The organism is Halomonas sp. KM-1 (assembly GCF_000246875.1).
Taxonomy (GTDB): domain Bacteria; phylum Pseudomonadota; class Gammaproteobacteria; order Pseudomonadales; family Halomonadaceae; genus Halomonas; species Halomonas aerodenitrificans.
On record NZ_BAEU01000121.1, the window covers coordinates 1 to 10,813 of the forward strand.

General features: G+C 68.2%; 8 protein-coding genes and 1 pseudogene. 3 read left to right on the plus strand and 6 right to left on the minus strand.

Annotated elements, in window-relative coordinates:
• The 4 genes from B8115_RS13825 to xdhA form a co-directional block, all read right to left on the minus strand.
• A partial coding sequence (locus tag B8115_RS13825) for a guanine deaminase (RefSeq protein WP_010628405.1) occupies window positions 1–874 on the minus strand: 874 nt, incomplete at its 3' end.
• Window positions 875–943: 69 nt separating this feature from the next.
• A complete protein-coding gene (xdhC, locus tag B8115_RS13830; protein WP_010628406.1) occupies window positions 944–1,807 on the minus strand; it encodes a xanthine dehydrogenase accessory protein XdhC in 864 nt (287 codons plus the stop codon).
• Window positions 1,807–4,296: a xanthine dehydrogenase molybdopterin binding subunit gene (gene xdhB / locus B8115_RS13835; RefSeq protein WP_035591151.1), complete on the minus strand. Its 2,490-nt coding sequence runs from the start codon at window positions 4,294–4,296 to the stop codon at window positions 1,807–1,809. Before xdhB ends, xdhC begins: the two co-directional genes overlap by 1 nt.
• The gene (gene xdhA / locus B8115_RS13840; RefSeq protein WP_010628408.1) at window positions 4,280–5,752 is read right to left on the minus strand and encodes a xanthine dehydrogenase small subunit; all 1,473 of its coding nucleotides are present in this window, start codon (window positions 5,750–5,752) and stop codon (window positions 4,280–4,282) included. The genes xdhB and xdhA overlap by 17 nt, the downstream gene beginning before the upstream one ends.
• 286 nt (window positions 5,753–6,038) lie before the next feature.
• On the opposite strand from xdhA, the gene B8115_RS13845 reads away from it, so the two are divergent.
• Window positions 6,039–6,722 (plus strand): TetR/AcrR family transcriptional regulator, encoded by a 684-nt coding sequence (locus tag B8115_RS13845; protein ID WP_010628409.1) that lies wholly within the window; start codon window positions 6,039–6,041, stop codon window positions 6,720–6,722.
• On the opposite strand, the gene arsJ is transcribed toward B8115_RS13845, so the two are convergent.
• Window positions 6,694–7,911 (minus strand): organoarsenical effux MFS transporter ArsJ, encoded by a 1,218-nt coding sequence (gene arsJ / locus B8115_RS13850; protein WP_010628410.1) that lies wholly within the window; start codon window positions 7,909–7,911, stop codon window positions 6,694–6,696. The two genes, B8115_RS13845 and arsJ, sit on opposite strands and share 29 nt — an antisense overlap.
• On the minus strand, window positions 7,908–8,942 hold the full coding sequence (locus tag B8115_RS13855) for an ArsJ-associated glyceraldehyde-3-phosphate dehydrogenase (protein ID WP_010628411.1): 1,035 nt from the start codon (window positions 8,940–8,942) through the stop codon (window positions 7,908–7,910). The genes arsJ and B8115_RS13855 overlap by 4 nt, the downstream gene beginning before the upstream one ends.
• A 63-nt stretch (window positions 8,943–9,005) precedes the next feature.
• Here B8115_RS13855 and B8115_RS13860 point away from each other — a divergent pair, with 63 nt between their 5' ends.
• A complete protein-coding gene (locus B8115_RS13860; protein WP_010628412.1) occupies window positions 9,006–10,229 on the plus strand; it encodes a helicase-related protein in 1,224 nt (407 codons plus the stop codon).
• Window positions 10,229–10,813: pseudogene (locus tag B8115_RS23950) on the plus strand (ATP-dependent helicase HrpB); the annotation flags it as partial. The gene B8115_RS13860 and the pseudogene B8115_RS23950, both read left to right, overlap by 1 nt.

Genomic DNA, 10,813 nt, shown 5'->3' on the forward strand with positions numbered 1-10,813 from the left:
CGCCGCGCTCGGCCAGCCTGCAGCGCATCTCCTGGTCGAGGTGAATACCGTGGGCGAAGGTGCTGCGCGGGCCGACCAACCCGGACTGCTCATAGACTTCGAGATAGTCGCGGCTCTCGGGGAACAGCTCGGCCACCCAATCGAGTTCGCCGGGATTCTCGGAGAGGTGGGTCTGCAGCCACAGGCTCGGGTCGTTGCGCAGCAGGCCGCCGGTGGCGTCGAGCTGTTGGCGGGTAGAGGTCGGCGCGAAGCGCGGGGTCAGGCTGTAGCCCAGGCGCCCTCTGCCGTGCCACTCTCCGATCAGCAGTTCGGTGTCGCGGATGCCGCCGTAGGTGTCGTCGCACAGCGCTTCGGGGGCGTTGCGATCCATCAGCACCTTGCCGGCCAGCATGCGCAGGTCGCGCTCGCGGCAGGCCGAGAAGAAGGCTTCCACCGAGGTGGGGTGGCTGGAGCAGAACACCTGGGCGGTGGTGGTGCCGACCCGCAGCATCTCGTCGAGGAAGGCATTGGAGATCACTTCGGCCCGCTCGCGCTGGGCGAAGCCGCACTCTTCGGGGAAGGTGTACTCGTTCAGCCAGTCCAGCAGCTGACGCCCATAGGAGGCCATGATCTCCAGCTGCACGTAGTGCACGTGGCTGTCGATGAAGCCGGGCATCACCAGCTTGTCGCGATGATCCACCGTCTCGATGCCTTCGGGCAGGCGTGGCGCCAGCGCTGAGTAGTCGTCGATGGCCTTGATGCGGCCGTTCTCCAGCCACAGCGCGCCGTCGGCGTAGTGACGCACGCTGCCTTCGGCGGGGCTGTCGCCTTCGCCGGGATCGGCATCGAAGCTCAGCAGTTCGGCGCGTATCACACGGGATTCGTTGCTCATCATATTTGGGGCTCTTTGATTGCTGCCCCCGGCGTCCGATGCCGAGGTCAGTGATTCGTCCGGTTCGTAGGGTTAGAACAGAGCGCGTAGTTCGGCCGGCGCCAGGCCGCGCTGATCGGCGCGTTCGGCGTTGCCCACCATCGGCAGCAGCTCGGCCAGGGCGGCGATGGCGATGGCGTAGGGCGTCTTGTCGCCGCCTCGGGCCGGTTCGCCATTCGCGTCCCTGGTCATGCCGATGGGGCAGCGCACCCGGGCCAGGGCCGCGTCGTCATGGCCGGCATCGGTGAGCCGCGAACGGAAGCTGGCCCACTTGCTCTTGGAGCCGATCAGGCCGATGGAGGCGATGCCGTCCCGCTGGAGCAGGGCGTCGACCAGGGCGCGATCCTCGGCGTGATCGTGAGTCAGCACCAGCGCGTGGCTACCCGCCGGCAGTGCCGCCACGGCGGCCTGCGGGTCCGGCGCGTGACGGCAGGCCAGGCGCGGTTGCTCCTCAGCCCAGGCGGGGAAGACGCCTTCGCGGCTGTCGTGCCACAGCACACGCCAGGGCAGCGGGGCGGCCAGGCGCACCAGCTCGTTGCCGACGTGGCCGGCACCGAAGATGGCCAGCGTAGCCGCACTGCCGGGGAACACCTCCAGCAGCACGTTGACGAAGCCGCCGCAGCACTGGCCGCTGCGCCCGCCCAGGGCGAAGGCCTCGAGGCTCATGCCGGCGTCGCCCTGTGCCAGCTTCTCGCGGGCGGCGTCGATCACCTGGAACTCGAAGGCGCCGCCACCCAGGGTGTCGAACACCTCGCTCTCGCTGATCACCATGCGCGCGCCGGGCTCGCGGGGCGTGGAGCCGGCGCTGGTCACCACCGTGGCCAGCGCGTGGGGCAGCCCCTCGCGCTGCAGCCGATGCAGCGCTTCGTGCCAGGGAGTGGGCCGTGGCGCGTTCATTACGGCGCGCCTCGTTCCAGCTGCGCGCTGTCGTAACGGCTACGCAGCTCCTCGGCCGCCAGCAGCACCCGCTCCGGCGTGGCCGGGGTGTCGAGCCGCGGCGCTTCGGCGTAGTCGGTCAGGCTGGCCAGGGCGTCGCGCAGCGCCGACCACACGGCCATGCCGAGCATGAAGGGCGGCTCGCCCACTGCCTTGGAGCGGTAGATGCTGGCCATGGAGTTGGGGTGGCCCTCCATCAGCTTGACGTTGAACACCGGCGGTAGATCGCCATAGGTCGGGATCTTGTAGGTGGCGGGGCCATCGGAGATCAGCCGGCCGGCCTCGTTCCACTTCAGCTCCTCGCTGGTCATCCAGCCCATGCCCTGAATGAAGCCGCCCTCCACCTGGCCGATGTCGATGGCCGGGTTCAGCGAGTCGCCCACGTCGTGCAGGATGTCGACTCGCTCGACCTGATACTCGCCGCTCAGGGTGTCGACGCTGACCTCGGCCACGGCGGCGCCGAAGGCGTAGTAGTAGAAGGGGCGGCCCTGGCCGACGTTGCGGTCATAGTGGATCAGCGGCGTGGCGTAGAAGCCCTTCTCGGAGAGCGAGATGCGGTTGAGGTAAGCGGTCTGGACCAGCTCGCCCCAGGGAATGCGCCGCTCGCTCTCGCCGTGGCCCGCCACCAGGTGGCCGGCTTCCATGCGCATCTCTTCGCGGTCGAGGCCCTGATCCTTGTAGAGGTGCTCGTGGGCGAAGTCGAACAGGCGCTGCTTGAGCTTCACGCAGGCGTCGCGGGCGGCCTGGCCGTTGAGGTCGGCGCCGCTGGAGGCCGCGGTGGGCGAGGTGTTGGGCACCTTGTCGGTACGGGTGGCGGTGATGCGCACCTCGTCGACGTCGAGCCCCAGCTCGCGGGCCACCACCTGGCAGATCTTGGTGTGCAGGCCCTGGCCCATCTCGGTGCCGCCGTGATTGATCATCACGCTGCCGTCGGTATAGACGTGCAGCAGGGCGCCGGCCTGGTTGAGGTGCTTGGCGGTGAAGGAGATGCCGAACTTCACCGGCGTGAGCGCCAGGCCGCGCTTGATGATCGGACTCTCGGCGTTGAACTCGGTGATGGCACGCCGCCGCGCCCAGTACTCGCTGCTGGTTTCCAACTGCTCGACCAGTTCGCGCAGCAGCTTGATCTGATCCACCTGCTGACCGTAGTGGGTGGTCTGCCGGCCGGGGCGGTAGAAGTTGCGCTTGCGCACCGTCAGCGGGTCTTCGCCGATGCGCCGGGCGATGTCGTCCATCGCCGCCTCGATCACCATCATACCCTGAGGGCCGCCAAAGCCGCGGAAAGCGGTGTTGGAGGCGGTGTGGGTGCGGGCGCGGTGGCCGGTCACGCGAGCTTCGCCCAGCGAGTAGGCGTTGTCGCTGTGGAACATGGCGCGGTCGACGATGGCGTCCGAGAGATCGGGGGAGTAACCGCAGTCGCCGATCACGGTGATCTCGCCGCCCTGAATCACTCCCTGCTCATCCACGCCGAGGCGGTAGCGGTTGTGGAAGGGGTGGCGCTTGCCGGTGACGCGCATGTCGTCGGCACGGGGCAGGCGCACGCGGGTGGTGCGGCCGGTGCGCCGGGCGACCAGCGCAGCGATGCAGGCCCAAGGCGAGGCCTGGGTCTCCTTGCCGCCGAAGCCGCCGCCCATGCGGCGCACTTCCACGGTCACGGCGTGGAACGGAATGCCGAGTACCTCGGCCACCAGCTTCTGGGTCTCGCTGGGGTGCTGGTTGGAGGTGTGAACGATCACGCCTTCGTCTTCGGTGGGCTGCACCAGGCAAGCCTGACCTTCCAGATAGAAGTGCTCCTGACCGCCGACGAACTGCTCGGCCTCGACCACGTGGGCAGCGCTGGCCAGAGCCTGTTCCCAATCGCCGCTTTGCTGCACGTGGGTGGGGCGCACGAACTCGCCGCGCTCGGCGGCGGCCACCGGATCGAGGCAGGCCGGCTGCTCGTCGATCTCGGCGATGCCCTGGGCCAGAGCGGTGTTCACCGCCTCGCGGGCGGCGCGATGACTTTCGGCGGCCACGGCGAACAGCACCTGGCCGACGTAGCTGATCTCATCCTCGACGAAGATGGGATCGCCCGGAAATACGGGGCCGATATCGGTGTGTCCCGGCACGTCGTCAAAGCCGACCACGTCGACCACGCCGGGCATGCTGCGTACCTTGTCCAGATCGAGTCGGGTCAGGCGGCCATGAGCGACGGGCGAAAGCGCCAGCGCCACGTGCAGCGCATCGGCGGGGGCCTTGAGATCGTCGATGTAGGAGGCGCGGCCGGTGACGTGCTTGATCGCGCTCTCATGGAAGCGCGAGTTGGGGTGTGTGCCCGGCGTGACGGTATCCCGCGCCAGCGGGCTGGAGCCCTTGATCTCGCCCTTGAGCTCCTCGCGCGCCACAGCGGAGTCCGCGCTCATGTCGTCGGCTATCTCTGTTGGCTTATTCAGCTTAGTGAGCGTACGCATGGAGCATCACCTCCCGGGGGCTGTCGGTGTCGGCCTGGGCGATCGAAAGGCGCAGGCGCTCGAGCAGGTTGGCGGCGGAGAGCCGGCGGTAGTGAGCGCTGCCACGCACGTCGCTCATGGGCTGGAAATCCTTCGACAGGGCCTCGCGGGCTGCCTGGAAGGCCGCCAGGTCCGGCGCCTTGCCTTCCAGGGCCGCTTCCGCATTGGCGGCCCGCTTGGGGATGGCCGCCATGCCGCCGAAGGCCAGTCTCACGTCGCACATCACGCCGTTCTCCAGGCGGTAGGCGAAGGCGCCCAGCACCGCCGAGATGTCGTCCTCACGACGTTTGGACAGTTTCCACACCTTGAGAGTTTGGCCCGCCTCGGGGCGCGGCAGGAAGATCGCGCGAATGGCCTCGCCCTCGCGCAGCGCGGTGCGCTTGTAGTCGAGGAAGAAGTCGTCCAACGGTAGCTCACGTTCACCCTCGGGGCCGACCAGCCGCAGACGCGAGCCCAGCGCCAGCAGTACCGGTGGGGTGTCGCCGATGGGCGAGGCGTTGGCGACGTTGCCGCCCAGGGTGCCGCGGTTGCGCACCTGCTGGGAGCCGAGGCGGTGCAGCAGGTGCGCGAAGGCGTCGTAGTGCTCCTCCAGCAGCGGCTCGAGGCGTGAGTAGGTGACGGCGGCGCCGATCCACCAGCCGCTGCGGCCATCTTCCAGCGCGGCTTCGTTGATGTCGTTGAGCTCGGCGACTCGGGTCACGTCGATGACGTGCTCGAAGCGCGCCAGGCGCTGGGTCGCTTCGAGCCACAGGTCGGTGGCGCCGGCAACCAGCCGCGCCTTGGGGTGCCGCTTCAGGCACTCGGTGAGTGCCGCAAGCGTGGTGGGCTGCAGGAAGGCGGCGTCGTTGTCGGCCGCGTTCGCCTCACTCTTGGACTCTGCTGTCTTGGTTTCCGCGGCGGCGTCGAGCCACAGCGGGCGATTCTCGGGATGCTGGTTCATGCTCAGAGCGGCATCGCGGATCGGGCGATAACCGGTGCAGCGGCACAGGTTGCCACCCAGCGCGGCTTCCAGGCGCTGCGGCGTGAGGGGAGCGGGGGTATGGCGCTGCTGCTCGTGCAGGGTGAACAGCGACATCACGATACCCGGCGTGCAGAAGCCGCACTGGCTGCCGTGGCACGCGACCATGGCGGCCTGGGCGGGATGCAGCTTTTCGCCCTGGGCGAGGCCCTCGACGGTGACCAGATGACGGCCGTTGAGCTGATGCGCGGGCGTGATGCAGGCGTTGGCGCTGTGATAGCGCAGCTCGCCATTGGGGCCGGGTTCGCCGATGGCCACCGTGCAGGCGCCGCAGTCGCCCGAGGCGCAGCCCTCTTTGGTGCCGGTAGCGCCGAGCGTATCGCGCAGCAGCTCCAGTACGCTGGTTTCCGGGGTGGCTTCGCTTCTGCACGGCCTCCCGTTGAGCATGAAGTCGATCATCGCCTTGTCTCTTGTTGGCTATGTCTCGTTGACATTGTGGTTGTTGGTAAAAGCTGTGACACGGTCGTTGTGGCTTGGAGCACGGTGCCAGTAGTGGTTCGTCTGCTTCCAATCACATGGTTGTTGATCAGGTGATAGTTGACCAAATGGTCAGGATGTACCCAGCATGGGCCAGAATGTCGCACTTTGCAAGAGCCAGTGGCGCCGATGGTCTCATTTGCAGGAACTGCCGTGGTGGGGCACTCTCTTGGCATCCCACCATCATTCACAGGGCAGGGGCCTGTCGATGACCGACGTGACCGAAACCGAGACCTTGCAGCCTGTACGGCAGGGTGGCGAAAGCAATGGCGCCACACGCGAGCGCAACGAGCGCGAGATACTCGAAGCCGCCGAGCGGGTGTTTGCCCGCTTTGGCTATCGCGGAGCCAGCGTTCAGGCCATCGCCGAGGAGGCGGGGTTGCCCAAGTCCAACGTGCTCTATTACATGGGCAACAAGCGTGGGCTTTACGTGCGGCTGCTGGAGCGCATGATGGCGCGCTGGAACGCCTTGCTCGACGACATCAGCGTGGAGGACGATCCGGCCGAAGTGCTGGAGGCCTTCATCCGCAGCAAGATGCAGCTCTCCCGCCAGCACCCGGAGGGATCGCGGCTGTTCGCCGCGGAGATACTCGGCGGTGCGCCTTTCCTGCAGGGCTATCTGCGCGGCGAGCTGCGCGAGTGGGTGCGTACCCGGGCGAGAATCTTCGAACAGTGGGCCGAGCGCGGCCTGATGGATCCGGTCGATCCGGTATGGCTGATCTTCCTGATCTGGTCGGCCACCCAGCACTACGCCGACTTCGAGGCCCAGGTGCTGGGCATCATGGGCCAGGACGAGATCTCGGATGCCGACGTGGAGCGGATCACCCGCTTCCTGACCCAGGTGATCCTCAAGGGGTGTGGGGTCAAGCCTTCCTCGGCAACGCCAGGCTGATTGCCACCGTGGCCATGAGCATGGCGCTCGAGACCCACAGCGTGGCGCTGAGGCCGCCGGTCATGTAGAGCCAGCCGGAGAGCAGGGTGCCGATCAGCCGGCCCATGGCGTTGGCCATGTAGTAAAAGCCCACGTCCAGCGAGACCCCGTCCGAGCGCGCCATGCGCACGATCAGAAAGCTGTGCAGGCTGGAGTTCACCGCGAACACCGCGCCGAACAGCAACAGCCCGCCCAGCAGTACCACGTGCGGCAGCCATTCCAGACCTTGTACTTGAAGGCCAAGCGCAATCAATGCCGGTAGGGCCGCCAGCGCCGCGGCCCAGGCGATGACGGCGCCGCGTCCCGCCGTGCGCCCGGTGATGCGCGGAGCCACCGCCTGCACCGCCCCGTAGCCGATCACCCACAGCGCCAGAAAGCCGCCCACCCGCCAATGGTCCCAGCCGAACTGGGTGGCGAGGAACACCGGAAGCGCCACCACGAACCACACGTCGCGGGCGCCGAACAGGAACATCCGCGCCGCCGAGAGAATGTTGATCGCGCGGCTTTTGGAGAGAATCTCGCGGAACTTGGGCTTGGCCTTGGCGCGGCCCAGGTCGGCGTCGAGGCGGGCGAGCGAGAGGCCGAGCACGCCGACGAGCATCAGCGCCATGGCCAGTATCGCGCCCTGGAAGCCGACCAGCGTGAGCAGCAGCCCGCCGAGAAAGAAGCCCACCCCCTTGAGCGCGTTCTTCGAGCCGGTGAGCAGTGCCACCCAGCGGTAGAGCGAGGTGTGTCCCTCGTCGCCCGCCGGTACCAGGCCCTTGATCGCGCTCTTGGCGCTCATCTTGTTGAGGTCCTTGGCGATGCCCGAGAGCGCCTGGGCCGCCATCACCCAGGGCACCGCAAGCCAGGCCGTGGGCACCAGTAGCATGGCCAGGGCGACGATCTGCAAGCCCAGCCCCAGGTTCATGGTGCGATTGAGCCCCAGCCGCGCGCCCAGCCAGCCGCCCACCAGATTGGTCACCACACCGAAGAACTCGTAGAACAGGAACAGCAGCGCCACTTCCAGCGCCGAATAGCCGAGCTGGTGGAAGTAGAGCACCACCAGCATGCGCAGGGCGCCGTCGGTCAGCGTGAAGCCCCAGTAGTTGCCGGTTACCAGCAGATACTGGCGCACCTCGCGGGGCAGGGCGGCAACGCGGGCGATCATCTTTCGCCGTTCTCCACCCCGGTGGCTTTGCCCACCTTGGCGGCCAGCTCCGCGGTGCGACAGGCGTAGCCGTACTCGTTGTCGTACCAGGCGTAGAGCTTCACCTGGGTGCCGGCCACCACCATGGTGGAGAGGGCATCGACGATGGAGCTGCGCGGGTCGGAGCGATAGTCGATGGAGACCAGCGGGCGCTCCTCATAGCCCAGAATGCCGGCCAGTTCGCCCTCGGCGGCCTGCTTCAACAGCGCGTTGACCTCCTCGACCGTGGTCTCGCGCTGCACCTCGAAGACCATGTCGGTGAGCGAGGCGTTGGCCAGCGGCACGCGCACGGCATGGCCGTTGAGCTTGCCGGTGAGCTCCGGGAAGATCGCGGTGATCGCCTTGGCCGAGCCGGTGGTGGTGGGGATCAGGCTCATACCGCAGGCCCGGGCCCGGCGCAGGTCCTTGTGAGGCGAGTCGAGGATCACCTGGGTATTGGTGATGTCGTGAATGGTAGTCATCGAGCCGTGGCGAATGCCGAGCCGCTCGTGGATCACCTTGACTACCGGCGCCAGGCAGTTGGTGGTGCAGCTCGCCGCGGTGACGATACGGTGGCTGGCCGGATCGAAGAGGTGGTCGTTGACCCCCATCACCACGTTGAGCACGCCTTCTTCCTTCACCGGCGCGCTGACCACCACGCGCTTCACGCCCTGGTCCAGGTAGCCCTGGAGCTTGGCGCTGGTCTTGATCTTGCCCGAGCACTCGATCACCACGTCGCAGTCGGACCAGTCGGTATCGGCGATCTCGCGGTTGGTACTGAAGGCGATACGCTTGCCGGCCACTTCGATGGCGCCCTCGGCCGACGTGATATCATCGCCGCCGCTGCTCCACTGGCCGTGCACCGAGTCGAACTGCAGCAGGTGGGCGAAGGTGGCGGCATCGCCGCCCGGGTCGTTGATGCGCACGAATTCGAGGTCAGGATTGGTCCAGCCGGCGCGCAGCGCCAGACGGCCGATACGGCCGAAGCCGTTGATGCCGATGCGTAGGGTCATGAGGTGTCCTGTGACTTGGCAGAAATATATGGCAAATCGTATATGAAGCGAGATGACAATTCGATGACGCCAGCCGGCGAACTGCCCATCGATGCCCAACTGCCGGCAATCCGCCAGGCGCTGGCCGCGCATTCCCGCGTGCTGCTCGTCGCCGAACCCGGGGCGGGCAAGACCACCCGGGTGCCGCTGGCGCTGCTGAACGAGGCCTGGTGTCAGGGCGAGCGCGGCGAAGGCCGCCTGCTGCTGCTGGAGCCGCGACGGGTGGCCGCTCGCCTGGCTGCCGGCTTCATGGCGGAAAGCCTGGGCCAGCCGGTGGGACAGACCGTGGGCTACCGCATGCGTGGCGAGAGCCGGGTGGGGCCCAATACGCGGCTCGAGGTGGTCACCCAGGGGGTGCTGACGCGCATGCTGCAGGACGACCCGCTGCTCGAAGGCGTCACGGGCATCGTCTTCGACGAGTTCCACGAGCGCAGCCTGGAGGCCGACCTGGGGCTGGCCTTGGCGCTGGATGCCCAGTCGGTGCGTGACGACCTGCGCCTGCTGGTGATGTCGGCCACCCTCGACGTCGAGGCGCTGCTCGGTGTGCTCGGCGAAGCCACACCGCTGGTCGAGAGCCAGGGGCGCAGCTTCCCGGTGGAGACCCGCTATCGTCCACACAGCACTCGTATCAATTCAAGAGATGACGCCGCAGGCCAGCAGGCCAAGGCGGTAGGGGAAGCCCTGGCCCTGAGCGAGGGCGATGCCCTGGTGTTCCTGCCCGGCGTGGCCGAGATCCGCCGCCTGGCACGTGAGCTTTCGAGCCGCCAGCCTGAACTGGCGGTGCGCGAACTGCACGGGCGGCTGCCTCTCGAAGAGCAGCGCCGTGCCCTGAAACCCGAGTCCGACGGTCGGCGGCGCGTGGTGCTCTCCACCGCCATCGCCGAATCCAGCGTTACCGTCGATGGCGTACGCATCGTCATCGATGCCGGCCAGGAGCGGGTGCCGGTGTTCCTGCCGCGCAGCGGGCTCAGCCGGCTGGAGACTCGCCGCGTCAATCGCGCCAGCGCCGATCAGCGCCGCGGCCGGGCCGGGCGTCAGGGGCCGGGGCTTTGCCTGCGACTGTGGGCCGAGGAGCAGCCGCTGCCGGCTCACGGCGAGCCCGAGATGCTACAGGCCGATCTCGCTCCGCTGGCCTTCGAGCTGGCCCGCTGGGGCATCGTCGACCCGGCCGGGCTGGCCTGGATCACGCCGCCGCCCGCCGGGGCCACCTGGCCGCGGGCGGCGCCTGCCTGCAGCGGCTTGGCCTGATGGACGAAGGCTTCCTGCTCACCGAGCTGGGCCGTGCCTGCGTGCGTTGGCCCACCCATCCGCGCCTGGCGGCAATGCTGGCGCGTGCCGGCGAACTCGATGCCGTGCCGCTGGCCTGTGCCCTGGTGGCGGCGCTGGAGGGGCGCGATCTCGACGGCGAACAGGATCTGGAGCGCACGCTTCAGGCCCGTCTGGCGCAGCCCGCCGCTCACCGTCAATGGCAGCGCGAGGCTCAGCGCCTGGCCCGCATTGGCGGCGTGGGCCTGGAGGTCTCGAGTTTGGCCCCGCTGGGGGAGCTGCTGGCGCTGGCCTATCCGGACCGGGTGGCGCAGCGTATCCAGCACGACGCCGGGCCGGGTCGCTTCCGCCTGGCATCCGGCGGGCTGGCGACCTTGCCCGAGCGGCATCCGCTGGCCCATGCCGAGCTGCTGGTGGCCGCCGATCTCGACGGCCAGGCCAGCGGCGCGCGAATCTTCCGCGGCGTGGCCATCGAGCGGGCGCGGCTCGAGGCGCTGTTTCCCGAAACGCGAGAGTGGCGGGCGAGCCTGGAGTGGTCGGAGGAGCAAGGGCGCCTCATCGGCGAG

Excerpts from the sequence above, each read along its gene's own strand:
- B8115_RS13860 (WP_010628412.1), top strand. The coding sequence starts at position 9,006 with ATGACGCCAGCCGGCGAACTGCCCATCGATGCCCAACTGCCGGCAATC.
- B8115_RS13855 (WP_010628411.1), bottom strand. The coding sequence starts at position 8,942 with ATGACCCTACGCATCGGCATCAACGGCTTCGGCCGTATCGGCCGTCTG.
- xdhB (WP_035591151.1), bottom strand. The coding sequence starts at position 4,296 with ATGCGTACGCTCACTAAGCTGAATAAGCCAACAGAGATAGCCGACGAC.
- xdhA (WP_010628408.1), bottom strand. The coding sequence starts at position 5,752 with ATGATCGACTTCATGCTCAACGGGAGGCCGTGCAGAAGCGAAGCCACC.
- xdhC (WP_010628406.1), bottom strand. The coding sequence starts at position 1,807 with ATGAACGCGCCACGGCCCACTCCCTGGCACGAAGCGCTGCATCGGCTG.
- arsJ (WP_010628410.1), bottom strand. The coding sequence starts at position 7,911 with ATGATCGCCCGCGTTGCCGCCCTGCCCCGCGAGGTGCGCCAGTATCTG.
- B8115_RS13845 (WP_010628409.1), top strand. The coding sequence starts at position 6,039 with ATGACCGACGTGACCGAAACCGAGACCTTGCAGCCTGTACGGCAGGGT.